Annotated in this window: 22 protein-coding genes; 15 read left to right on the plus strand and 7 right to left on the minus strand. The window is 53.0% G+C overall.

The window, feature by feature from the left end; all coding sequences use genetic code 11:
* The first annotated feature begins 8 nt into the window (after positions 1-8).
* Positions 9-1,421 (plus strand): pyridoxal phosphate-dependent decarboxylase family protein, encoded by a 1,413-nt coding sequence (locus EV12_RS11350; RefSeq protein ID WP_036915360.1) that lies wholly within the window; start codon positions 9-11, stop codon positions 1,419-1,421.
* A gap of 87 nt (positions 1,422-1,508) precedes the next feature.
* Here the strand turns inward: EV12_RS11350 and EV12_RS11355 are convergent, their stop codons facing one another.
* The 3 genes from EV12_RS11355 to EV12_RS11365 form a co-directional block, all read right to left on the minus strand.
* The gene (locus EV12_RS11355) at positions 1,509-3,107 is read right to left on the minus strand and encodes a YcjF family protein (protein ID WP_036915362.1); all 1,599 of its coding nucleotides are present in this window, start codon (positions 3,105-3,107) and stop codon (positions 1,509-1,511) included.
* A gap of 337 nt (positions 3,108-3,444) precedes the next feature.
* Positions 3,445-3,924: a signal peptidase II gene (gene lspA / locus EV12_RS11360; RefSeq protein ID WP_036915363.1), complete on the minus strand. Its 480-nt coding sequence runs from the start codon at positions 3,922-3,924 to the stop codon at positions 3,445-3,447.
* Positions 3,921-4,493 (minus strand): biotin transporter BioY, encoded by a 573-nt coding sequence (locus EV12_RS11365; RefSeq protein WP_036915364.1) that lies wholly within the window; start codon positions 4,491-4,493, stop codon positions 3,921-3,923. Before EV12_RS11365 ends, lspA begins: the two co-directional genes overlap by 4 nt.
* Before the next feature lie 56 nt (positions 4,494-4,549).
* Here EV12_RS11365 and EV12_RS11370 point away from each other — a divergent pair, with 56 nt between their 5' ends.
* Positions 4,550-4,789 (plus strand): NAD(P)H dehydrogenase assembly family protein, encoded by a 240-nt coding sequence (locus EV12_RS11370; RefSeq protein WP_036915366.1) that lies wholly within the window; start codon positions 4,550-4,552, stop codon positions 4,787-4,789.
* Here EV12_RS11370 and EV12_RS11375 read toward each other — a convergent pair.
* Positions 4,786-6,153: a M16 family metallopeptidase gene (locus tag EV12_RS11375; RefSeq protein ID WP_036915367.1), complete on the minus strand. Its 1,368-nt coding sequence runs from the start codon at positions 6,151-6,153 to the stop codon at positions 4,786-4,788. The genes EV12_RS11370 and EV12_RS11375 overlap by 4 nt on opposite strands.
* Positions 6,057-7,253, minus strand: coding sequence for a M16 family metallopeptidase (locus tag EV12_RS11380; RefSeq protein WP_036915368.1), 1,197 nt, complete (start codon positions 7,251-7,253; stop codon positions 6,057-6,059). The genes EV12_RS11375 and EV12_RS11380 overlap by 97 nt, the downstream gene beginning before the upstream one ends.
* A gap of 61 nt (positions 7,254-7,314) precedes the next feature.
* Here EV12_RS11380 and EV12_RS11385 point away from each other — a divergent pair, with 61 nt between their 5' ends.
* From EV12_RS11385 to EV12_RS11435, 11 genes are all read left to right on the plus strand, one after another.
* Positions 7,315-8,109, plus strand: coding sequence for a phycocyanobilin:ferredoxin oxidoreductase (locus EV12_RS11385; RefSeq protein ID WP_036915369.1), 795 nt, complete (start codon positions 7,315-7,317; stop codon positions 8,107-8,109).
* 20 nt (positions 8,110-8,129) lie between these two features.
* Positions 8,130-9,014, plus strand: coding sequence for an HlyD family efflux transporter periplasmic adaptor subunit (locus EV12_RS11390; protein WP_036915372.1), 885 nt, complete (start codon positions 8,130-8,132; stop codon positions 9,012-9,014).
* On the plus strand, positions 9,014-10,183 hold the full coding sequence (gene devC / locus EV12_RS11395) for an ABC transporter permease DevC (RefSeq protein ID WP_036915373.1): 1,170 nt from the start codon (positions 9,014-9,016) through the stop codon (positions 10,181-10,183). Before EV12_RS11390 ends, devC begins: the two co-directional genes overlap by 1 nt.
* Positions 10,184-10,225: 42 nt before the next feature.
* Complete coding sequence (locus EV12_RS11400; protein WP_036915376.1) at positions 10,226-10,915, plus strand: DevA family ABC transporter ATP-binding protein; 690 nt, start codon at positions 10,226-10,228, stop codon at positions 10,913-10,915.
* Between the two features lie 37 nt (positions 10,916-10,952).
* The gene (locus EV12_RS13775) at positions 10,953-11,108 is read left to right on the plus strand and encodes a hypothetical protein (protein WP_011129965.1); all 156 of its coding nucleotides are present in this window, start codon (positions 10,953-10,955) and stop codon (positions 11,106-11,108) included.
* A 102-nt stretch (positions 11,109-11,210) separates the two neighbouring features.
* Positions 11,211-12,143 carry a glycosyltransferase family 2 protein gene (locus tag EV12_RS11405; protein WP_193742227.1) on the plus strand — a complete coding sequence of 311 codons (933 nt, stop codon included), beginning with the start codon at positions 11,211-11,213 and terminating at the stop codon, positions 12,141-12,143.
* A gap of 140 nt (positions 12,144-12,283) precedes the next feature.
* Positions 12,284-13,003 carry a 30S ribosomal protein S2 gene (rpsB, locus tag EV12_RS11410; protein ID WP_011129963.1) on the plus strand — a complete coding sequence of 240 codons (720 nt, stop codon included), beginning with the start codon at positions 12,284-12,286 and terminating at the stop codon, positions 13,001-13,003.
* Positions 13,004-13,085: 82 nt separating this feature from the next.
* Positions 13,086-13,742, plus strand: coding sequence for a translation elongation factor Ts (tsf, locus tag EV12_RS11415; protein ID WP_036915382.1), 657 nt, complete (start codon positions 13,086-13,088; stop codon positions 13,740-13,742).
* 23 nt (positions 13,743-13,765) lie between these two features.
* A complete protein-coding gene (locus EV12_RS11420; RefSeq protein WP_036915385.1) occupies positions 13,766-14,977 on the plus strand; it encodes a hypothetical protein in 1,212 nt (403 codons plus the stop codon).
* Entirely contained in the window at positions 14,926-17,466 is a 2,541-nt protein-coding gene (gene recG, locus EV12_RS11425; RefSeq protein ID WP_036915388.1) for an ATP-dependent DNA helicase RecG, read from the plus strand. Before EV12_RS11420 ends, recG begins: the two co-directional genes overlap by 52 nt.
* Before the next feature lie 325 nt (positions 17,467-17,791).
* On the plus strand, positions 17,792-18,550 hold the full coding sequence (locus EV12_RS11435) for a M15 family metallopeptidase (protein WP_193742228.1): 759 nt from the start codon (positions 17,792-17,794) through the stop codon (positions 18,548-18,550).
* Here the strand turns inward: EV12_RS11435 and EV12_RS11440 are convergent.
* The gene (locus tag EV12_RS11440; RefSeq protein WP_036915394.1) at positions 18,505-20,301 is read right to left on the minus strand and encodes an NADPH-dependent assimilatory sulfite reductase hemoprotein subunit; all 1,797 of its coding nucleotides are present in this window, start codon (positions 20,299-20,301) and stop codon (positions 18,505-18,507) included. The genes EV12_RS11435 and EV12_RS11440 overlap by 46 nt on opposite strands.
* Positions 20,302-20,396: 95 nt before the next feature.
* On the opposite strand from EV12_RS11440, the gene glyS reads away from it, so the two are divergent.
* A complete protein-coding gene (gene glyS / locus EV12_RS11445) occupies positions 20,397-22,562 on the plus strand; it encodes a glycine--tRNA ligase subunit beta (RefSeq protein WP_036915396.1) in 2,166 nt (721 codons plus the stop codon).
* Positions 22,563-22,577: 15 nt separating this feature from the next.
* Here glyS and chlP read toward each other — a convergent pair whose 3' ends face one another.
* Complete coding sequence (chlP, locus tag EV12_RS11450; RefSeq protein ID WP_036915398.1) at positions 22,578-23,984, minus strand: geranylgeranyl reductase; 1,407 nt, start codon at positions 23,982-23,984, stop codon at positions 22,578-22,580.
* A gap of 109 nt (positions 23,985-24,093) precedes the next feature.
* Between chlP and EV12_RS11455 the strand changes: the two genes are divergently transcribed.
* Positions 24,094-24,825, plus strand: coding sequence for a M15 family metallopeptidase (locus tag EV12_RS11455; RefSeq protein WP_036915399.1), 732 nt, complete (start codon positions 24,094-24,096; stop codon positions 24,823-24,825).
* Positions 24,826-24,941 lie beyond the last annotated feature (116 nt).

Genomic DNA, 24,941 nt, shown 5'->3' on the forward strand with positions numbered 1-24,941 from the left:
GAGCGTTTTTGGCTGGCACTCCCCAGATAAGGCCAACTGCGACCTTGGCGCCCTTTGCCAAGCCTGACCATTTCGATCCAGAACTGCAGGCTTTTCTAGAGCAAGCCAGTACTCGACTTTGTCAGTGGTTCGCAACAGCAAGCAATCGAGGCCCCTTACCAGCGCTGAGTGCTTTGCCTGATGTGGCACCGCCGCCTCAAGGCCTTTCAGTTGATGCCTTGCTGGACGATTTGCAGTTGGTGATGGAAGGGGCTTATCAGCCTTCCCATCCAGGTGCTTTGGCTCATCTCGATCCGCCGCCTCTAACGGCATCCATCGCTGCTGATTTGATCTGCGCAGGACTAAACAACAATCTTTTGGCCGAGGAGTTGTCACCCAGTCTTTCGCGTTTAGAGCGAGAGATGTGCCGCTGGTTTGCTGAGCGCTTGGGACTGCCCTTGACGGCTGGTGGTGTGGCAGCCAGTGGTGGCAGCCTCAGCAACCTTATGGCGATGGTGATCGCTCGCCAACAGGCAGATCTTCAAGATGATCCCAGGGCAGTGGTGCTTGCAAGTGTCGACGCTCATGTGTCGCTCGCTAAGGCCATGCGGGTAATGGGACTGGCTAGCGATGCCTTGCAGACGGTGCCTGTCGATCACGAAGGGTGCATGAATCTCGATGCCCTAGAGAATCAACTCAAGGCTCTCCGCGCAGAAGGAAGACCATGCTTAGCCGTTGTCGCTACAGCAGGCACGACTGTCCATGGAGCTGTAGATCCCTTGGTAGCGATGGCAGAGCTATGCAGCCGCGAGCGGGTCTGGCTGCATGTCGATGGAGCCATTGGAGGGGTCTTTGCTCTAGCAACAGCCACTGCTTCTGTGGTTAAAGGAATTTCTCAAGCCGATTCGATCACAGTGAATCCTCAAAAGTTGCTTGGGATCACGAAGACATCATCCCTATTGCTAGTCGCGAACCAATCCCATCTTGCTTCAGCCTTCTCGACTGGCTTGCCCTATATGGAACCAGCCTGGGGAGACGGTCATGGCAGTGAAATTGGCCTTCAAGGAACTCGGCCGGCAGAGGTGCTCAAGCTGTGGTTGGGTCTGCGTCAACTCGGGGAACAGGGAATTCAGAGCTTGCTGGAGGGGGCGATTCAGCGTCGTCAGTCTCTTGCGCGTCAACTCGATGCATCCAGGTTCATTCTTCTCAGCGGACCATTGCATCTCATTGCCTGTAGCCCTAAGAACGCCGATGCAGATCAAGCATCAGTCTGGTCATTAGCTACTCGGCAAAGCCTGCTCGAACAGCAATTGATGGTGTCAAGACCCTTGCATCATGGTCGTCATTTCCTCAAGGTGGTCTTGGGCAACCCCCATACGCAATCGATGCATCTCAATCGGTTGGCAACTCTGATGAATCAATCTTTGCTGGGTTTGCGCTAATGGCTTCATCACCCCCGCGAGGTCGCTGGGTGGCGATTGTCACGACTGTTTTGTCAGTAGCGATTGGTTTGTTCTACCTGGCTTTGATCACAGTTCTGGATGCCCGTGGTCCGATGCGTCCTCCACCCCCCGAGGCCCTGGGCGTGGAGGGAGCTGTCGCCGTTTCTCCCGCTGTAGAGGCTCCACCACCCGCCGCAGGGCTGTCGTGAGAAAACGTTCCAGCGAAGATTCTCGTCGGTTGAGATCGTAGTGACGTTGCACCACTTCCTGCATACCCCCATCCCCCCAGTCTTGATCCTGCTGGAAGTAGGTAATGAAGCTAGCTCCCGCAACGCGTGTGAGCCAGGCAGCAGCGACCCCCTGTACCGCTCGGCCCAGCAACAGGGTGGGCAAGTTGACACTGAGAGCTGTGCCGATGATCGCCACCCCACCTTTAACAATGCCGAGTCCTGCCAAAGTGCGACCTACTGATACCGCCAGTTCTTGTGCTCGGGTGCGAGTGAGTTGAACTCCATAAACCCGAGCTACCTCCATCACCATTTGGGCATTCACCGCTGCCGTCCCCAATAGATCCACGCCTGGAAGGGGTGTTGCAGCGACGACACCACCACTGATCCAGCTGTAACGATCAACACACTGACGCGCTTCCTGTTGTCGTTGTCGATCCAGCAGCTGGCGACCGGTATCTCCCAAATGGCGACATTGCAGCAGAATGTTGTCTGCCAGTAGTTCTTCACCATCGGCGTGAAGCACTAACGCAAGACGACGCAGCAGGTTGTCGACCTCAGCAGGAGGCTGCAAAGGTCGTTTGCCCGGACGCGGCACTGACTGGGGTGCAGCGCTACACGACATCACATCCTCAGATCCAAGTAAGCCCTTGCATCGCCCACGCAACTGCGCCAACAGCCGTCGCTCCTCTTCTTCACCGCGTAGATCGCATTTATTCAGAACTAGAAGCAATCGTTTGCCCAGATTGGCAAGGCTACTGATGACCTCCAGCTCTGAAGCGCGTAGATCACAGTCCACGACCACCACCATCAGGTCAGCTCTACTGGCTCGTTGCCTTGCTTCCTTCTCTCGGCTTAAACCGGCTCTGCCTGCTTCAAGAATTCCTGGGGTGTCAGCCAGTTGAAGGCCTCGATCAAGTCCCTTTAAACGCAGCCGATAAATCTGGCTACTGGTTGTGGATCCCATGGGTGCACCAACCTCGCCCACCATTTCGTTCAGTAGTGCTCGGATCAGAGATGTCTTGCCACTGGAACCAGTACCGAACACCACCACCATCAGATCACCACGGGCCAGTTCATCCGCCACCCTTTCTCTCTCTTGCCTAAGCCCTTCTCGAGTGACCTCGTCTTGGAGGCGTTCGAGCAGGCGATCAATGCTTTCAAGACTTTGCTTGGCTGCTTGATGACGGCTACTTGGAGGGGAAATGGGCCGTTGATTGTTTTGAGCAGTTTCTAAGTTCTGACGCTTAAAAGCCTTCCACCAGGGCCATCCAACTTGATAGATCATCAAGATGATGAGGCCTGCTGTTAGCAACAACACCGGACCTAGCAACCAGGAAGGTAGTAGGTAACTCAAATCCCAGAGCAGGTTCCTCGCCACTTGCACTAGAGCTCCGATCACGAGCAAGACCACCAGCGCGCAGGCGGTCCATAGGAGCAGCCGCTGACGGGAGATCATTTGTTTGTCATGCTTCCGCTGCCTGCAGGTTGGATGATCTTTGACCAGAGAGACACCGTCAGGGCTCTGAAACTGTTTGAGCGACTGTTGGCATCATTGCTGAGCCAGAGACTAAGAATTTGTATCTGCAAGGCTCATGGCCGATCAATAGCAGATCGCTACGAAAGTGCATTGGTGGGTTTGAGATCATCTAGAGACCAATACTTGTCTTGATGATCAAGTAAGGCAAGCTCCATCTTTTCGTTTCCACTAAAGCGTCAGTGATCGATTTAAAGAACAACTTTTCGATCGGGTTGACAGCGCTTGATTGATGATCACTCGAGTCATGGCAAACCTCTTAGGTGTGTTGTTGTCCATGGCGTCTTGTCAGGGCATCGATTCCGAAGCAGATCACGGCCAAATTGATCGCCACATCGGCTCCATTGAAAATCGGAAAGTCCACCGGTACAAGTTGCAGAAAGTCGGTGACGTGTCCTAGACGCCATCGGTCCAAGCCATTGCCGATGGTTCCGCCGAGCAGAAAGGACACTGCAAGGCCTTGCCATATGGGCATTTGCCCTGCTCTCCATATCCAGACCATCAAACCAATGGTCACAGCCAGGCTGAGCAGCCCTAAGAGGAATGTTGCTCCATTGAAAAGATTAAAGGCTGCGCCTGTGTTGCTGATCAGACGCAACTGCAATAGCCCAGGAACAAAAGGGATTACGAAGCCTGCGCTGAGTTGTTGACGGGCCCAGCTTTTGCTGATCTGATCAATCAGCATCAGCAGGATGCTGATTAGCAGCATTGCCCGGCGTGATATTTGACGTTGATTCATTCGACAAACAGCAGATTTCGTAATGGCAAGGCGAGTACGCCAACACCTGCACAGAGGACTAGTTGAGCGGGTAGGGGGCCAAAGGTATAGCTAAATAGAAGTTCTGGAATGCGATCAGGCCATTGGTATAGGGCAGATCCGAGCAGCAGATTGAGTACGCCGCAGAGTTGAAGCATGATCAACCCCGCGATCGCTGCAATGGTCAGGCTGAGGACATCATTCATGCCTGTTTGCTGGGCCAGACGACCACTGAGCCAGGCGGCCGGAACAAATCCAGCCAGGTAGCCAAACCCTGGCGTCAGCACATAATTAAGACCTCCACCACCATGAAATACGGGTAGGTCAACGAGGCCAATGGTGAGATAAGCAACTGCAGCGATGACTCCAGCACGCGGACCGCATACGAGTGCACAGAGCAATAGAGCTGGTACCTGCCAAGTGCTTGGAAGGGTTAACACGTGCGGTTGTAAGTCAAGGCCAGGCAAGAGCAGCGCAGCAGGGATCAACCCTCCTACAAGGATCATCATCAGGCCGGCGAGGGCGCCGCTCCAGGTGGCCAGGGCTCGCACAAAGGGTTTTCAGCTTGCTCCATCCTGCAGTAGGAGAGTGGCATTGCTCCGTTCTCATGGAACCGGTTATTGGTCAACAGGTCCGTTTAAAGGTGCCCTTGCCTTATCTAAAGACCGCGGATCCCATGCCAATGCTACGGCCACCGGATTTGATCTCCCCAGAAGAGCTTGGCGAGATCGTTGGCCTGCGTGCCAAGGACATTGCTGTTGTGCGATTTCGTCATGGCAGCTTTCTGATCCCACTGGATCGCCTGGTCTTGGACCTTTCAGATGTTGATGGGGCAAAGGGGGATTAAGAACTTTGAACCACTTGCTGTTGCCAGTCCTTGGCAAGGATTTGAAGGCTGGTTTCTGGGCCACAGAGACTTAGCAAGGGCATTCTTAGATGTCGTTGAGCTGCCTTTTGCAGAGCGCTTCCATCAAGATTTTTGATTGTCTCCAAGCTGTGCTGGTCATAGTTACCTGGCAGTCCTAGTCCCCGCAATTGGGCTCGGCGTTCTGCCCGTTGTCCGGTGGTTTGGGCTCCATGGGCGAGTTGACCATGGAATTTTGCGCGTGCCAGTTCAATGTCTTCTTCTGATATCGCTTGCTGGCTGAGTTCCCACCAGCTGTCTAGAAGCAACTGAAGGGTGAGTTTTGCCTTGTCTTCGCTTGTCGAGGCATGTAATACAAATGGAGCGGCACACTCACGTACCGGGTGATGAGTGCCTACGTCGTAGGCCACCCCGTGTTCCTCTCGTAGACGTCTGAACAGCAGGCTCGACATGCCTAATCCCAGGTGGCAGTTCAGTAGACGCAGCGCCAGATCGTCTTCATGGCCATGCGCAAGGGTTGGCTGTCCAAGCATCATGACCACCTGACTTGTGGGTTCAGGCTGAAGAAAAATGTTGGATTCGCTCAGAATGTTCTCTGTTGAGATCTTGCTCGATGCAGACTTTCTCGCTTGCTGAGGTGGCTGATTGGGCCAGCGCTGGAAGGATTCCATTGCCTCCAGGCGCTGTTCAAGATCCTCTGGAAGGGTCCCAGCGAGGGCAAGCACAGGTGATTTTGCTGTTAGCCCTTCGATTAGAGAAATTAATTGCTGACGACCAAGTTGCTTCAAGTCCTCGCTAAGGCCAAGGGGATCGTGGCCGTAGGGGCCACTGCCGTAAGCCATATGCCGCCAGCCGTCAAAAGCCAAGTGAAATGGGTCTTCTCTTTGTCTATACAAGGCCTGAAGACTGAGATCCCTTTCCAGCGTTACTTGACTTGAATCCAGATGCGGATCGATCAGCATCCAGCCAAGTAAATCAAGCAGTCGTTCGGCATCGCGATCAGCACATTTGAGGCTAATTAGCAATCCGTCTTCGTGGGTATCGCAGCGCAACCCTGCCCCGCAGCCTTCAACGAGATCGGCTAGAGCAAGGTGGTCATAGGGTCCACAGCCCCTTGTCAAGAGGGCTCCGAGCAGTTGGTGAACTCCCCGTTGCCCTTTTGGGTCAGCACCACTGCCGCCTTTAATCCAAAGCTTGGCAGCGATGACTCCCGGTGCGGCGATTGGATCTAAAACCACATCAAGAGGATTCATTCGTCTGCTTCCATCGGTCTGGCAACAAGGGTGAAGCTGCGCTCTGGTTGCAGTAATGGAAGCATTTGCTCGAGCAGTCGAGTCGGCGTCCATGCAGGCAGATGATCAAGTGGTGCCAACAAGGATTGAGGACGATTCCAAAGAGCTTGATTCCCTGCCAGGCCAGCTACTTGACTGGGAGCTTCAAGGCTGAAACACAGTCCATTTGACACCAGTTGGCTAGCTCGTTCGATCTCCTGATTCTTGGGGGTTGATTCGAGGCTGGTCTGCAATAAATGGTGGATTTCCTTTTCCACCCTGTCCAGCTGCTTCTCGTTGCAGCAGGCTTCTAGCAATACAAGGCTGCCTTGTTCCAACACGGTTACATCCATATCGATCGATTCCACGATTTGCAATTCCTCTCTGAGGTGATGAACCAGTCGACTGCGACGTCCTTCCGCAAGCAGGGTGGTCGCTAGGTCAGCTCCCATCACCATCTCTTGGTTTGAGGCAGGGGGCATCGGCCAGGTCATCAATAGCCGGGTGGATTCCAGCCTGGGGACTTGAATTTCTCGTCGCCCTTTTTGGAAGCTGAAAGTTGGAGAAATGGCAGGATCAATGTCCTCCATCGCTTGGTGATTCAGCTCAGCCAAACGGCTGTTGTTCAAGATGTCTTCCAGGCCTATAGGAATGGCGCCCGCAATTGCTAGGCAACAGTTCGGGCCTCGATAGCGGCGGCTGTGGAACTCCCTCATTTGCTCGGGAGTACTTGTTTTTAGGCTTGCTTCAAAGCCAAGGATGGCTCGACCGTACGGATGGTCTTCGCAGCAGGCTTCGAGAAGGTGTTGGAGGACTTGATCATCAGGTTGATCTCGATATTGGGCAATTTCCTCCAATACGACGTCTCGCTCCATGGCATAGGCCTCTGAGCGCAGAGCTGGAGTTAGAACGAGATTGAGCAGCAGATCAAGTGCTTCCCTGGCAGCCGTTGGTGGTACCAAAACGTGAAAGTGGACGTCATCGAAACCTGTGGCGGCATTACTGCTGCCTCCAAGCGCTTCAATTTTTCGATCGAATTCTCCAGCCTCCATCTGTGAGCTTCCCTTGAACACCATGTGTTCAAGAAAGTGGGCTAATCCTTCCTCTCCTTTTTGTTCGCTTGAACTGCCTGCTTTGCACCAGAGGTCTAAACAAGTCAGTGGTGCATCTGGCATGGATGCCATCACGCAGCGGGTCTTGTTCTTTAGAGCCCAGTGTTGAAGATTGGGTTTAGGGGTGGAGCGTGTCAGAGGTGCGTGTCAAAGTCCCATTCTGAGCCTTCTTGCCATCGTGCTGCCTTTTCCCTCAACAAGCGGCCCGGCAATTCACCCGTTGATCGAGTCGTTGGCAGCGCGAATCAGGCAGCGCAGGGCGCAGTTGCCGGAGCTCAGTCCATTTGCGCTGGATTCAGTGATGGAGTCAATCAGCGGGCAGCTTGACGGAGAGGAGCTGCTGATAAGCAATGAATTGCATCGTTGTCGGGGGCTGCGCAAGTTGCATTTGGAGATAGCCAGGCTGGGAGGGGGGCTGCAAATACTCCATTGCGTCTTCTTTCCCGATCCTCGCTTTGATCTACCAATTTTTGGAGCCGATATTGTTGCTAGTCCTGCCGGTATTTCGGCGGCCATCGTAGATCTTTCGCCTGTAGGCCTATCAATGCCAGTGGCCCTAGTTGATGGCCTTGAGTCACTGCCCATTCCTGCGTTTCAACAGGTGAGGGAATTGCCTGCATGGGGATCCATCTTCTCTCCGTTTGTCCAGTTCATCCGTCCAGCTAGTAGCCAGGAGGAAAGCTGGTTCGTGGATTTGGCAGATGGCTATCTCCAAGCTCTTATCTCTACCGTCATTGACGCGACTCCCGATGCTTCTGATGCGGCATCTACGATCCAAAGGCATAAGAGCCAACTCTCCTATTGCATCCAACAGAAACGCAACGACAAGACACGCGGAGTGCTGGAGAAGGCCTTCAATCCTCAATGGGCGGATCGATACATCGAGGAGATGTTGTTCGAGGATCCACCTCCCCTTTAAGCAGCAAAACCTGGCGATGGTTGATAACCGGAGGAATCTGCCTTGTTGTAGCTATTGGTGTCTGGAGCCTTACGCGTCGGCCTGAGACACCTCCAGAAAGTCCTGTGCTGCTTCCAGCAGCCAGACCAGTTGAAGCTGTTGCGGCCTTGGGACAACTTGAGCCCGCTGGTGATGTCCGTCGCTTGGCCGCCCCTGCTGGCGGGTTTGGTGGCACTCCACGGGTTGCCAAGCTCAGTGTTCGTGAAGGTGATGAAGTTAAGCGTGGTCAGGTTCTAGCAGAGTTCGACAACCGACCTAAAGCTTTTGCTGATCTGGCAGCCGTCCAAGCTCGACTGAAGACTCTCGAGGTTCAGTTGCGAATGCAGCAGCGGGAGGTAACTCGTTATCAAAAAGCTGCCATGGTTGGAGCTTCATCTCTGGTGGATTTGGAGGAAAAACAGGAAGAACTCGTCAAAATCGATGGCAAACGTCGGGAGGCTTTGGCTGAACTCAGCGGACTTGAGGCTGATCTCGCTGATAGTCAATTGAAGTCTCCCCTCGATGGTGTGGTGTTAAGGGTGCACACTCGCGTCGGGGAGCGTCCAGGTAGTGATGGCGTGATCGAAGTTGGCGCCAATCAGACCATGGAAGCCTTGATCGAAGTTTATGAGTCGGATGTGAATCGAGTGAATGTTGGTCAGGTTGTTCGCTTAACCAGTGAAAACGGTGGATTTGATGGGACTTTGATGGGTCGTGTGGAGCGCATTAGCCCCCAGGTTCGTCAGCGCAATGTGCTCTCAACTGATCCCACTGGTGATGCAGATGCCCGCGTGGTTGAAGTTCGGGTCAGTCTTGACCCGAACTCAGCTGCTCGGGTGAGAAGTCTCGCGGGTATGAAGGTGATAGCTCGCTTTCAGCCCTCGTGATGTCTGGCTTTTGGCAACGGCGGAGGATCCCTCTGGCTTGGTTGCTACTGAGTCGTCAACCTTTACGGCTTTTGGTTGCTCTGGCAGGAATCTGCTTCGCCGGAATCCTGATGTTCATGCAATTGGGTTTCCGAGATGGTTTGTTCGATGCCAGTGTCACCGTGCATCGTCTCTTTGATGCTGACCTGGTGTTGATGAGCCCTCGCTCGATGAGCTCGATCAGCATGAGTGGGTTTCCACGGCGTCGGTTGGTGCAGTCCATGGCACATCCAGACGTCCAGGGCATCACACCTGTGAACTGGAATTTTTTGCTTTGGAGAAATCCGCAAACACTCTCGACTCGCCAGATTCTTGCCTTGGGTTTTGAACCGGGGGATTCGCTGTTCACAGATCCTGAGCTTGCAGCCAAGGCAAAAGCGCTCACAAGTCGTGGCCGTGTTTTGTTTGATCAGCGTTCTCGAAATGAATTCGGACCTATTTCAAAGTGGTTTGATGAGGGCCGCATTGTTGAGACTGAGCTCGCCGGCAAAAGGGTTCGAGTAGCGGGGTTAGTCAGCCTGGGGCCATCGTTTGGAGCTGACGGCAATCTGCTCACCAGCAGGGAGACATTCCTTGAGCTGTTACCCAGCAATCCGCCTGGGAGCATTGAAATCGGTTTGCTAAGGCTGCGGCCAGGGGCAGATCCAGATGCTGTGGTTCGATCTCTCACGGCGAGTTTGCCCAACGATGTGAAGGTCTTTACCAAGCAGGCTTTCATTGAGTTTGAGAAGAATTACTGGCGAAGCAGTACTTCCATTGGCTTCATTTTCAGCCTCGGTGCAGCAATGGGTTTTGTTGTGGGGTGCGTGATTGTCTATCAAATCCTCTACACCGATGTCAGCGATCATCTGCCTGAGTACGCCACTCTGATGGCGATGGGTTATCGCTTGAAGACTCTTCTAGGCGTGGTGGCTCGCGAAGGGATCTTCCTTGCAGTGATGGGGTATGTGCCGGCCTATGCCGCCGGCCAGGCCCTATACGCCTTGGTACGCAGTTCGACAAAACTTCCTGTGGCGATGGATCTTCCGCGGGCCGTGCTTGTTTTCAGCCTGATCCTGGCGATGTGCATGGGCTCAGCGGTGCTGGCGATGCGCCGATTGGTCGATGCCGATCCTGCAGAGATTTTCTGATGGGTCTGTTCTCTTTCAATCATTCGATCAGAAGACATCGCCATGAATGAAAAGCTCATGGTTGAAGTTCAGGATCTCAGCCACTGGTTTGGCATTGGTGCAATGCGACGTCAGGTGTTGCAGTCCATTTCTCTGCAAATAGCCCCTGGCGAGGTGGTGTTGCTCAGCGGGCCTTCAGGCTGTGGCAAAACCACCCTGCTCACTTTGATCGGAGCGCTCCGCACAGTTCAAGAGGGAGATGTATGGGTGTTCGGCCATCAGTTACGTGGATCAGATCGTCGCCTTCGCCAACAGCTTCGATGTCATATCGGCATGATTATTCAGGGCCACAATCTTTTGCGGTGTCTCACGGCTGAGCAAAACGTGCAGATGGGAGCTGATTTGTTGCCAGGTCTCTCTTATCGGGCTCGCCGTGATCAGGCTCGCTATTGGTTGCGGGCTGTGGGGCTAGACGATCACCTAAGCAAACTGCCCCATGATCTTTCTGGTGGCCAAAAACAACGGGTCGCAATTGCACGTGCGCTGGCGGCTCGACCTCAGTTATTGCTAGCCGATGAACCCACGGCAGCCCTGGATAGCGTCACAGGTAGGGAAGTGGTAGAGCTGCTTCAACGATTGGCCCGAGAACAGTCTTGTGCGGTGTTAATGGTGACCCATGATCCCCGCATTGTTGATATCGCGGATCGATTGGTGCAGATGGAAGATGGTCGCCTGATCTCCTCTCTTGGTTAGGTTGGTTACAGATCTCTAGTTTGGAAGTTTTAACAGCATGGCCAAGCGCAGAAACCTCAAGAAAGAAAAGCAAGAGCGGAATCGCTCCTATGCCCGCAAATTCAAGAAGCGCAAGCTACGCAATGACGGCCGAGGTGAGGGCGCTGGTAATGGTGTAACCGGAACTGCCAACAACGGTGGTGCTGCCGACTAATCCCATCGACAGACTCTTTAAATCAACAGATGGGGGGCTTTGATGGCCCCCCTTTTTTCATGTCTCTAGGCTGTTGATTGTCAGCAGCAGATGTGGTTGCGAATGTTCGCAAGCGTCGTGATACCCACCTACAACCGTCGATCGATCCTTGAGAAGTGTCTGTTGGCTCTCGAGCAACAGGTCCTTATCTCTGAGCTAGATGGTTATGAGGTGGTCGTGGTGGATGACGGCTCCACGGATGGCACACCGAGCTGGCTGAGGGATGAGGCGTCTCGCTTTCCACATGTGCGCATGGTCGAGCAAGAGCATGGGGGCCCGGCAGAGGGGCGTAATCGCGGGGTAGGCAATGCCCGAGGTGATCTAATTGTTTTTATCGACAGTGATCTAGTTGTAACCGAGTCGTTTCTCGCCTGTCATACGAGAGCTTTGCGAAAAAGTTGGCAGCAACGCGGTAATCGACTTTCTTTCACCTATGGCGCGGTGATCAACACGGCAAATTTCGAGCAACCCACTACAGAACCTCACAAATTCCAGGACAACTCATGGGCCTACTTCGCGACAGGCAATGTGGCCATTGATCGTGAGGTGCTTGAACGTTCTGGACTATTCGATACCAATTTCCGTCTGTATGGCTGGGAGGATCTAGAGCTGGGGGAACGACTTCGACAGATGGATGTTGAGTTGGTGAAATGTCCCGAAGCAGTTGGTTATCACTGGCATCCTGCCCTGCGTCTTGACCAAGTTCCTGACCTGATCAGAGTTGAGCGGGAGCGGGCCAAAATGGGCCTGGTCTTTTATCGCAAGCACCCGACGCGACGAGTGCGTTTCATCATCCAATTCACCTGGCTTCATCGGTTGTTATGGGAGTTGCTTACGCTCGGTGGCTTACTGAATGAGCGCAGTCTCAGGCCTTTACTTGGCTGGTTGATTCGCAACGGCCATCAAGGCTTGGCAATGGAGCTGTTGCGTTTACCCCTGAACCGAATCGGGGTACGAGCGCTCTTCATGGAAGCAGCCCTGGCAGGGCTGCGCTGAGCTGTCGCTTTGATAAATTTCATAGGTTCTTTCATTCCGCACACCTGTCCGTTTCGGGTGATGAATGAGTCGACCCATGCCTTTTGGCTGAATCGTCTCGCATACCTGGCAGGTGGAGGCGAACCCGAAACCTAAAAACTATGGCTGTTGTCACTCTTTCAGAAATGATGGAGGCGGGCGCCCACTTTGGGCATCAAACCCGTCGCTGGAATCCCAAAATGTCGCGCTACATCTACTGCGCGCGTAATGGAGTCCATATCATTGACCTGGTGCAGACCGCGATCTGCATGAACAATGCCTACAAATGGACTCGTTCTTCCGCCCGAAGTGGCAAGCGATTTCTTTTTGTTGGTACCAAAAAGCAGGCCTCTGAGGTGGTGGCGTTGGAAGCCACTCGCTGCGGAGCTTCCTATGTGAATCAACGTTGGCTTGGTGGCATGCTCACCAACTGGACCACGATGAAGGCTCGAATTGATCGATTGAAGGATCTGGAGCGTATGGAATCCAGTGGTGCTATTGCCATGCGACCCAAGAAAGAAGCTTCCGTTTTGCGTCGCGAGCTTGAGCGACTGCAGAAGTACCTCGGTGGTCTCAAAGGGATGAGACGGTTGCCGGATGTCGTGGTGCTAGTTGATCAACGCCGTGAAACCAACGCTGTGCTTGAAGCCCGCAAGTTGGATATTCCATTGGTGTCCATGCTTGACACCAATTGCGATCCTGACCTTTGCGAGGTTCCGATCCCTTGTAATGACGATGCCGTTCGCTCTGTGCAGCTTGTGCTGGGTCGACTGGCTGATGCCATCAACGAAGGCCGTCATGGCACTAATGACCAAAGAGGTGCTGACGACAGCGACGATTGAGTCCATTTACAGCGCTAAGTTCTCGCCGCCGTCCTACTTATCTGGTCGGCAGCATCCCTAATACTCCTCACCCCGATTACCCATGGCGGACATATCAGCCAAGCTTGTCAAGGACCTACGCGACAAGACCGGCGCGGGAATGATGGACTGCAAGAAAGCCCTTGCAGAGAGTGACGGCGATATGATCAAGGCGAGCGAATGGCTGCGACAGAAGGGTATTGCCAGTGCAGAGAAGAAATCTTCTCGCATTGCTGCTGAAGGTGCCATTGGTACTTACATCCACACCGGAGCCAGGGTCGGGGTACTTCTGGAGTTGAACTGTGAAACTGATTTTGTTGCTCGTGGTGATTTGTTCCAAGAGCTTTTAAAGGATGTCGCTATGCAGGTGGCGGCCTGCCCGAATGTCGAATACGTGAGCACAGAAGAGATTCCTGTTGATATCGTTGAAAAGGAGAGATCTATTGAGATGGGTCGCGATGATCTTTCTGGCAAGCCTGAGCAGATGAAGGCAAAGATCGTTGAAGGACGAATTGGCAAGCGCCTTAAGGAACTTGTCTTGCTTGAGCAACCCTTTATCCGTGACAGCTCCATGACAGTCGCGGAACTCGTCAAGCAGGTCGCTGGCAAGATTGGAGAGAATGTCAAGGTTCGCCGCTTCACCCGCTACACGCTTGGGGAGGGGATTGAAGTGGACCAGACTGATTTCGCTACGGAAGTGGCGTCCATGACGACTGCTTAATTTTGGCTGCGGAGAAGTAGAGATTGCAACGCTTCGAGCCCGATCAACAAATTGCCTCACTAAAAAAGCAGAGTCAGCGCTTGTCGCTGACTCTCTACCGCGATTTAGCTCTCTACCTGCAATTGTTACGTAGGGAACTGCTCAATGTTGTCCGTCAGGCCCTTTTCCTGTTGATAACTGATCGGGATCAGAATCTTCTAAGTGGGCTTTCGGACGAGACAAGGGCAGCTTTTCAAGATCAGGTTGAGCAATTGGTCTGTCACTGCTGTTCCTTATTGACTGTCGAACAGTTGATGGATCTGGTTCGCCAGATGGAACGTGAACGACAGAGAAAGAGCGATCAAAACAGGCGTGAGCTGTTGATGGCTTTTCGTTCTGAACAGGACTCCATGCAAGAAGCTGAGGGGTCCATTCACCTAAGCCTTGATCCTCCACTCGAGCATCCTGATCGTCTCGGCAGCATGTTGACTTTTGATAATGATCCCCAAAACGATGGTTTCAGCGCAGGGTGGGCTGTTAATGAGGATGTCGATGAGCCTGATTTAGGCAAGGATGATCAACCTCAGCTTGCCTCTCAGGAGTTGGAGTTGGCGTCAGAGGACTCAGAACCGATTGGCGGGCAGAAGGGTGATCTTGATGTGCTTCGCTCTCTCTTTGTCATGGCTGGCGAGACCATGGCTACAGAGAATGTCTTGGCCAGTGAATTCAGCGATTTGCAGCATGGTGACAGCACCCGGCTTAACAGTGGTCTTGATGAGGAGCAGGTTTTTTTGCCCGTGAGCCCTCTTGAACTAGCACGTTGGATGGAATCTCTTGATCGTGCTCTCGCCCGTAGATTGCGCAATCTTTCCCATGCTCTCAACGTGGAACTGTTGCGAGCCGGAATTGTTAACAGCCTCTTACCAATCAGCTTTCTTGATGCTGTGTTGAATGGTCAGTTGGAATCTGAACCTGTGGCATCCAATTTGCTGAGATTGCGCGTACCGGTATCAACCAATCCAATGGTCTTAGAGGGCATGGAGATCATTTGCGTTCTTCTGCGCCCATCCGAATTGGAGTTTGACGACCCGCGTTTGCGACGTTGTCGGGCTCAACTCAAGCAACATCGCCGTACCTTGCTCAAAATGGTTCGACAACAGCGGCACTGGCAACGTCGCGCCATGGCTCAGGAGGTAAAGCAACAGTGGTGGCAGAGCCCTTCCGCCAATCCTCCAACCAGTCCACCCAAGGCCTGAGTACGGATCAGTTGCAGCATCTACTGAGCTGGATGCGCACTCTGCAGCAAGCGTTAACCCTGGAGGCTGAGAACGGTTTCAACAATCTTGAGGGGCGTCAGGAGAATTTTCATGCATTCTTGGTGCGCCAGTTAGCAGAACCACCCTCTGGATTGCTGCCTACTAAAAGTCAGGCTCGTCTCTGCCAGTTAGCTGAAGCCTTTGCGAGTTATCCAGACAGCTCTGAATCGGCGCGACGTCGATTGGTGACGGACTCAAGACAGCTTCTACATGGCATTCGCCAGCGATTAGAACCTCCAACGCCAATAGGCCCTCCCAGACTCAAGCAGGGGGGGGCTGAAACGCAGCGGCAGATGGCTTTGCCTAGTGGGAACCGCTCTCTGAAGTTGGAAAGCCCACTGTCAGAGGTGAAGGGAATCGGCCCAAAACTTGCTGAACGCTTGGCCGGGCTTGGATTACTGCTCGTAAAAGATTTGCTGCAGTACTACCCCAGGGACTATGTGGATTATTCCTCGCTGCGGCGTATCCAGGCCCTAGAGGCAGGGGAGGCGGCCACGATTGTGGCCACAGTGAGGCGTTGTCATGGCTTCACCAGTCCACGCAACCCAAATTTGTCCATTCTTGAGCTGCAGCTTCAGGACCCAACTGGTCGGCTCAAAGTGAGGAGATTTTTCGCTGGTCGGCGTTTCAGCAGTCCTGCTTACCTCAAAAGCCAGTCACGCCTTTACCCGCCTGGAGTCACTGTGGCCGTCAGTGGATTGGTCAAAGAGGGTCCTTACGGCATGAGTTTTCAAGACCCTTTGATTGAGGTCATGGAGAGTCCGCATTCGCCGTTGCGATCGCAAAGCATTGGCCGGTTATTGCCTGTGTATGCCCTCACTGAAGGCCTTACGGCTGACCGTTTTCGTGATCTGGTACGGCTGATTTTACCTTTAGCAGCAAGTTGGCCTGAATCACTGCCTGAACCGCGTCGTCAGGCATTGCGTTTACCCAGTAGAAGCGATGCCTTGGTCGCAATTCATCATCCAGACGATCAGCACACATTGCAGTCTGCTCGCCGTCGGCTGGTCTTTGACGAGTTTCTTCTATTGCAGTTGGGGTTGCTGAAACGGCGAGCAGAGTTGCGCAGTTGTTCTGCTCCTGTGTTGCAGACGGCAGGGCAGCGAGATGGCCTTGTAGCTCGCTTCCTAGAGCTTTTGCCATTCCCCCTCACAGGAGCTCAGGAGCGTGTGTTGACGGAGATCGAGGCTGACTTGGTGCTATCGGAACCAATGGCGCGTCTCATTCAGGGAGATGTTGGTAGTGGCAAGACAGTTGTCGCAATAGCAGCCCTGCTTACAGCGGTAGAGGCCGGCTGGCAAGGCGCTTTTATGGCACCCACGGAGGTCCTTGCCGAGCAGCACTACCGCACACTGTGTTGTTGGTTGCCTCAGTTGCATGTCAGCGTCGAGCTGCTTACGGGGGCAACCACTCGTATACGTCGCCGTCAGATCCTTGATGACCTCATCAATGGATCCTTGAAAATCCTGGTAGGCACCCATGCCTTAATCGAAGATCCAGTTGCCTTTTCAAGACTGGGGCTGGTGGTGGTTGATGAACAGCATCGATTTGGCGTGAAGCAGCGCAACAGATTGTTGAACAAGGGGCTCCAGCCACATCTGCTGACCATGACGGCAACGCCCATTCCTCGCACACTGGCACTTTCGTTGCATGGGGATTTGGATGTGAGTCAGATCGATGAATTGCCTCCCGGTCGTACCCCCATTCAGACTCAGATGATTAGGGGCTGCGATCGGGATCAGGCCTATCAACTCATCCGTGATGAAGTGTCTCGTGGCCAGCGCGCTTATGTGGTGTTACCGCTGATCGAGGACTCCGAGAAACTTGATCTGCGATCAGCAGTTAAGGTTCACAGCCAATTATCAGAGCAGGTATTTTCGGAGTTCACGGTTGGATTACTACATGGACGTTTGAGTAGCCCAGAGAAGCAGGGAGTAATTCAGTCCTTCGCAGCGGGTGATTGCCAGGTGCTGGTATCTACCACTGTGGTGGAGGTTGGCGTGGATGTACCTCAAGCAAGTGTGATGGTGATCGACCACGCGGATCGTTTTGGTCTAGCCCAATTGCATCAACTGCGAGGTCGTGTGGGACGTGGCGCAGCGGCGTCCCATTGTGTGCTGATCAATGACAGCACAAACCCTTTAGCAAGGCAGCGACTTGAAGTACTTGTGCGCTCCAATGATGGCTTTGAGATTGCTGAGATTGACTTACGCTTGCGAGGGCCCGGGCAGGTACTTGGCACAAAACAGTCTGGATTGCCTGATTTGGCCCTGGCCAGCCTGGCGGATGATGGGTCTGTGCTTGAAGAGGCTCGCAATGAGGCTCAAAGACTGCTCAGCGTTGATCCGGACCTGATTGACCACTCTCGGCTAAAGGAATTGTTGGAGGCTCAGTGGCAGCGCCTGAGTGGAACAGCCCATCTCAATTGAGCCCATTGATTTTTTCCACACACTTGAGACTCGTTTGAGTCTTAATACTCAGAAATGACGAGTCGATGTGCCTTCTGCTACCTCGGTTGCCGAGCTGGCTGCTGGTGCCGTCGTTATCGTTAGTACCTATTTTTTTTTGCCAGTGCTGCAAAGGCACTGTGCTGCAAGCGATCTCACTGGGTTGTTTCCAATAAATTTTTCCATTTCTCATTTTTCAAATGTTTGTCAAGGTTTTACTAGCTTGATGTTGGTTGGTTGTACCAATTTCAAATCTCGCAGCATCAACGAGATTTGCTTTGTGGAAAACTAGGTTGTCGCTGTGGAAATGTTGTCGGCGCGAACTTTTTTCCTGTTGCGCCCTTGGAGTGATAGGCCCATTCGTGATTGCGAGGAGTCCCTCAATCAAATCCCTCTTTCGTTGCACCGATTGGAGCCACATCCCTATGCATCCTTAGGTGCTCCCTATGGTGTAAATGCTGATCCCTTTCGGCTGCGTCAGGGTGTGGTTGATCGTCTGCTGAGGGCTCAAGATGAGCTGCAGCAAGAGCATCCAGAACTTTTCTTGGCCATTTTTGATGCCTGGCGACCGATCCCTGTTCAAGCTTTTATGGTCGAGCATGCCATCGCTGAAGAGTGCCGCAAACGCAAACTAAAGCGCGATGAACGCTGTCATGCCGAGGAGCTACAAAGGGTTATTGATGATGTTGGCAGGTTTTGGGCACCGCCCAGCCTCGATCCTTGCACTCCACCTCCTCATAGCACTGGAGCTGCAGTGGATCTCACCCTTGCTGATAGCCAGGGAACACCTCTGAATATGGGTGGCGAGATCGATGCTATTGGCACCATTTCAGAACCGGATCACTACCGCGAAGCTGCGAACGATCAAACTCAATCAGAGGCTTACCTCTGGCACAACAGGCGCCAAGCTTTAGCTAAAGCCATGGGTAAAGCTGGGTTTTCTCAGCACCCGAATGAGTGGTGGCATTTCAGCTATGGAGATCAACTCTGGGCGTGGAGAACGGGTGTCGCTGAAGCAATCTATGGAGCCTGGCCAGTACCAGACAGCAAACCAAGGACGGCTTGATCGCCAAGTTTGTTGACATGATCTCCAAGGCTGCGTCGCCCACCCGCTTGCTTCCAGCTCAGCAATAGGGGCTCAATTGTGCTCTCAAGTTGATCGAGGGGCATCCGCTGTAGATAGGGTTTGGCAAGACGTTGCAGGTTTGGGGTGCCTCCCAGCCAGAGTTGATATTGATCGACACCACTTCCCACTAGAGCAAGCTCGGCCATGTAGGGCCGAGCGCATCCATTGGGACAACCTGTCATGCGGATCAGGATCGATTTAGTAATTTCAAGACGTCGCAGCTGAGCATCAATTCGCTCAAGCAAGACAGGCAGCGTTCTCTCTGCTTCGGTTACCGCCAAACCACATAAGGGCAAAGCAGGGCAAGCGATTGCATGCCGTGCCAGCATCGCCGGAGCCTCGGGGGCACGAATGCCTAGAGCCGCTAGACCTTTGCGCACACTGGATCGTTGTGACGTCCCGATATTGCAGAGCAGTAGATCCTGATTCGGTGTTAGGCGAATTTCAAGTTGAAAGGTCTCCACCAGTTGGCGGAGTCCTTTCTTTAGATCTCCTTCCAGGCGACCAGAGAGCAGTGGCAAACCAACAAACCATTGGCCAACGCTTTGCTGATGCCAGCCCAGATAGTCCTCAAGTTTGCTCTTTGGTTCAGGCCTTAACGCTTTGATTGGGTGAAGGAAGTATTTGCTCTTGAGTTCCTGTTTAAACCAGCTAATCCCCTGATCATTGAGAAGATATTTCATGCGGGCATGACGCCTTGTCTTGCGGTCTCCGTAGTCGCGTTGCAAGGCCAAAATCGACTGCACCAAATCCAATACATGCTCTGCAGCCACATAGCCAAGAGGATCAGCTGTGCGGGCGAATGTCTGTTCATTGTTGTGGGTTCGACCCATGCCACCACCCACGTAGACATTGCAACCTTTCATGTCACCGTTTGGAGCAGTAAAGACAACTAGACCGATGTCATTGGTAAGTAGATCAACTGAGTTATCGCCTGGCACGGTGACGGCGCACTTAAACTTGCGGGGCAAGTAGGTCGTGCCATAAAGAGGTTCCTTGGCATCTCCACTGAAGACGTTCCCCTGCTGCTGGCGGGTACGAACTTTTTTCACTCGCCTGGAGGGGCGGATGCGGTAAGTCGCACTTCCATTCACCCATAGGTCCAGATAGGAACCCTCCGCTGCCGTTGGGCTAAGAACATCGGCGATTTCATTGGCAAGTTGTCGAGCAGCTGGATAACCACCTTTCTCATAGGGAGCTGCTGGTGACATAACGTTGCGAGTGATATCACCACAAGCCGCCAGGGTTGATCCCATTGATCGGATAATTGTGCTGATAACTTCGTGCAGGGCCTCTTTACGGACCCCATGAATCTGGAACGCCTGGCGGGTAGTGGCCCTCAAGCTCCCATTGCCAAGGCGATTGGACAGATCATCTAAGGCCAGAAACAGTGATGGTGGGATGTATCCGCCAGGACTGCGCAGACGCAGCATCATTTGCCAATCCTTACCCTCTCCTTTCTGGCGGTTATCTCGGTTGTCCTGTTGATAGCTTCCGTGGAATTTGAGCAGCTGGACGGCGTCGTTGCTGAAGTGATCACTGCTGTTCTCAAGTTCAGCGGCAAGGGGGTCTAATAAGTAGCTGCTGTCAGCCTTGAATTGTTCAAATTTGCTCAGTTCAGCCCCGCTGGCGAGACAAGCTGCGAGCTTGGGATCTGCCGCTTGGCCAGATGCTGTCTGCCCTTCGGTCACGGCGTCAAAATTTTCCTAATACACCGTAGCGAAATGCACACGACATGTTGAGCTGCTCCCTTCAATACAGTGGGCGGTCTTGATAGCTGGCCTCCGTGTCGACCCTTCTAGTGGAGATTGGGACTGAGGAGCTGCCTGCAGATTTTGCCAGGCTTGCCTTGCCCCAGCTGGAGCAGATAGTCAATCGTGATTTGCATGGTCTACGTCTTAGCTACGGCATGATCCAGTGCACGAGTACACCAAGGCGACTTGTCGTGCTGGTGGAAGACTTGGCCAGCGCTACTGCTGATCTAGAGGAAGTACGCAAGGGACCACCGGCTGGCCAAGCCTTCAAAAATGGTGTGCCAACCCAGGCAGCCTTTGGCTTTGCCAAGCGCTGTGGGCTGAGACCAGAGGATCTCGAGATTCGGGAGACCCCGAAGGGACCTTTTGTGTTTGCAACCGTGCTTGAGCAAGGACGTTCTGCAATGGAACTGCTAACAGACCAGATCCCTGAGTGGATAGGTAGTCTTCAAGGCCGACGTTTCATGCGCTGGGGCGAAGGTGAAAGGCGTTTTTCTCGTCCTATTCGTTGGCTTGTGGCCCTGCTCGATGAGCAGATCATCCCTGTTTGCCTTGACGGCAGCGACCCAGAGATTTGTGCAGCGAACCTGAGTCGAGGCCATCGACTTCACGATCAAGCTGTCAGCATTCCTTCTGCAGGCAGTTACGTACAAACCCTCGCCGATGTTGGTGTAGAGGTCGATCGGCAAAAACGTGGCACCTTGATCCGTCAGGCAATTAATAAGGCTGCTGCTGGTCTTGAAGCATGCCCTGATTGTCCTGATGATCTTTTCGAAGAGCTCACCGACCTAGTGGAAGCACCTCTGCTTTTAGAGGGAGCCATGGCTGAGTCATATCTAGATCTACCCGCTGAAGTGCTCAGCACCGTAATGAGAGTGCATCAGCGCTATGTGCCCCTTTACCGTCTTGATGCTGTCAAAGACCCTCTTGCTCTCGATGCCAAGAGCAGCCTTCTGCCCAGATTCCTTTGCATCAGCAATGGGCTCGCTGACGCAAGCGATCCTGTAAGACGCGGCAATGAGCGGGTGCTCAAAGCAAGGCTGGCTGATGCAGAATTCTTTGTCGAGGCCGATCGCTCTTTGGCCAGCATCGAGCGACGCAAAAAGCTAGCGCATGTGACCTTTGCCGAGGGCCTTGGTTCTCTGCTCGATCGAGTTGAGCGCATGGAATGGCTCACTGATGTACTTGTTGAGCTGCTCGATCTTTCTGCTGAAATTTCTGTACAAGTGCGTCGAGCCGTCCATCTCTGTAAACACGATCTGGTCAGTCAGATGGTGGGCGAATTCCCTGAGCTACAGGGCGTGATGGGAGCGAAATATTTGTTAGCGGAAGGAGAGCCTCGAGAAGTAGCCCTTGCTGTTTTGGAGCATTACCTGCCACGTGGGGCAGGGGATGCTTTGCCCGAGTCAGAATCGGGAGCAGTGCTTGCCCTGGCCGAACGCCTGGAATTGCTGCTCAGCATCTATGCCAAGGGTGACCGTCCTAGTGGCTCCTCAGACCCCTATGCCTTACGCAGGGCCGGTAACGGTCTTTTGCAAATCCTTTGGTCGAAGGGTTGGCAGCTGAATCTGCTCGCCTTATTGCAACGAGCGACGAACCATTGGAGCAAGCTCCTACCGCATCTCAAGGTCACACCTTCCAACTTGGCGGCTGAGATGGGTGAGTTTCTTCGCCAGCGGATGCTCAGCCTGTTGGAGGAGGCAGGAACCGATATTGATCTGGCCCAAGCGGTAGCTGGTGAAACAGTTTTGATCGATCGTCTTCTTTCTGACCCTACTGATGCACGTCTGCGAGTGGATCTACTCGTGGGGATGCGCCAGACGGGTAAGTTGCTGGCGGTTCAGGCCGTTGTTACCAGAGCGGCACGCTTAGCAGAGAAAGGGGACTTACCAGCAACCGTGCTGAGTGCTGCTGAGGTCGTTGATCCTGGTTTGTTTGAAAAGCCTAGTGAGTTGGAGATGTTGAATGTGCTTAATGCTCTTGAACCAATCACCAAGGAGTCCTCAAGTGAGCGCTACCGCCATTTGGCGGATGGCCTGATTGCTGGCTCCGAAGCTCTCGCCGCTTTTTTTGATGGTGATCAGAGTGTGATGGTCATGAGTGAAGATCTCGCTATACGTGCCAACCGTCTCAATCTGCTTAGCCTTTTGCGAAACCAAGCTGGTGAACTGGCCGATTTCAGCCAAATCAGCGGTTAAGTGGTTATTTCAGGCTTAGGATTTGTTTGAAACAGCAGGGTCACGTTCTCCTTGCTCTGATGCCAAATTTTGCTTTAAGGCATCTTTGTTGTTGTCAACCTTGATACCGCCGGTGATGGTTTTGATCGCCAGCATGGCATTCACTTCTTCGTCGCTACGCACAGCACTGGGAACAGGTTTATAGCTTGTTGGATTACGGAAAATTCCCCGTGCGAGAGCATCCACAGTTAGCAGTGTGAGTTTGATCTGTTGCCATGGATTCATCGCAACAACTTTTTTGTAGAGGTAACTATCGAAGGTGAGGCGTTGCACGTCCATGTCATCGCACATGGCGACAAAGGCTTCTCTAGCAGTGTCATTCGAGTAGAAAATGGCTTGGAGTATTGACAGAACTGTGTAAGTGGCACCGTATTTACGATCCCACTTTTTCAGATATTTCTTGAGATCGGCTTCGGAGGGGATTAATTCACCTGACCGACTCGATTCCACGATCTGTTCAGCACACATACGGCCACTTTTGGCAGCAAAGTAGATCCCTTCTCCAGAACTTTTGGTGACGTAGCCCGCTGCATCTCCAACAAGGGCCATACGGCCAACAACCCTGCGTGGACGAGGATGCTCAGGAATCGGGTGGGCTTCAACTTTGATCACCTCTCCATGAACAAGTCGTTTCTTAGCTCGTTCACGTACTCCTTTTTGTAAGCTTTTTATTAGGGTTTGATTTTTTTGCATGGTTCCTGTTCCCACTGCAACATGGTCATACTTGGGGAACACCCAGCCGTAGAAATCTGGCGATACATCAGTGCCTACATACATTTCAGCAAGGTCTTCGTAGTAAGCCATTTCTTCATTTGGCAACTTGATGCGCTCTTGGAATGCGATGGCGACGTTGTAGTCACCGGCATCCATAGCTGTTGCTACACGGCTATTGGCTCCATCAGCTCCAATAATGAGGTCAACCTCGAGGCTTTTGGCTTCACCAGTGGATTTGCCAGTTGAATAGTCGGAGTAGGTGATTGTGTATGGACCTTGACGATTAGAGCCAGTGTCGATTTTGGTGACTAGTCCATTAATCAAGTTAGTTCCGAGGCTGGCGGCGCGATCTCGCATAAAGGCATCCATGACCTCTCTGCGGCACATACCTATGTATTCACTCTTGTCTTCTGCGCTGTAAACCTTGTCCAGAGTGATGTCTACCTCACGGTTTGATGGAGAGATCATTCTCATGTTGCGAACCTTGCGGTCGATGATCGACTCGGGCAGGTCGAATTCATCCACCATGCAAAGAGGAATCGCTCCACCACAAGGCTTGGCATTATCGAGTTTGCGTTCGAATAGCCAGGTCTGGATACCTGCTTTGGCAAGAACTTCTGCGGCGCAGGATCCACTTGGACCACCACCGACAACGGCAACACGCAGCATGTTCAGATCCGCCCCGCGGAATCACTTAAGTAAAACTTACTTCCCTGAAAGAGATTTTGGGGCCCCCTGGCGCCCCCCCTTACGATCTAGATAACACTGCATCAACTTCGTGGCTCGAGCAATCAACGCTCGACGCATCAGCCGAGATGACATTCCCGTTGCTCGTCGGTCGCGTCCTCAGAGACGGGCAAGGGGTGGCTCATTGGGATTATTGGTGGCTTGTTTGATGGTGTTTGGAGGTTTCATCACAGCTGTGTTGTTCGGCCCATGGCTATTTGCTGGGCTTATGGGTCCAGCTCCTGTTGAGGGAATTCAGGATCGTCCTACTGCTGACGGACGTCTGCTCGGACATTTCCCTTATCCAGAAGCCTCAGTGCAGAATCGAATTCTCATGCAGCCTGGGATTGAGCTGCATCAGGAAGCGGCTGATGCATTGAGTTCCATGCGTGCTGCGGCTTCAGCAGATGGTGTTGATTTGAGGCTGTTGAGTGGCTACCGCTCTCAGGACCTACAAGAACAAATCTTTTTTGAAATCAAATCAGACCGAAACCAGACGGCAGCCGAACGGGCCAAGGTCTCTGCACCTCCAGGTTATTCCGAACACAGCACTGGCTATGCCATTGATCTTGGTGACGGGACGATTCCTGAAGCGAATCTGTCTGAGAGCTTCGAAGCCACTAGGGCGTTCCGCTGGCTGCAGGATCATGCAGCTAGTTATCACTTTGTCCTTTCCTTTCCCCTTGATAACCCACAGGGGGTGACATATGAGCCTTGGCATTGGCGATTTGAGGGTTCAGCTTCTGCTCTGAGACTCTTTGAAGCGGCGCATCAACTGAAATGAATGAACTGAAGAAGGATTTTTTCGGTCTTAGAAGTTTTGATTAGCTAGCGGAAGGGGCCTAGAAGTTAAGTCGAATCTCATATTGAGATAGCCTTCCGCCACTACGCCTGTGTGCG

The organism is Prochlorococcus sp. MIT 0701, assembly GCF_000760295.1.
Lineage (GTDB): Bacteria > Cyanobacteriota > Cyanobacteriia > PCC-6307 > Cyanobiaceae > Prochlorococcus.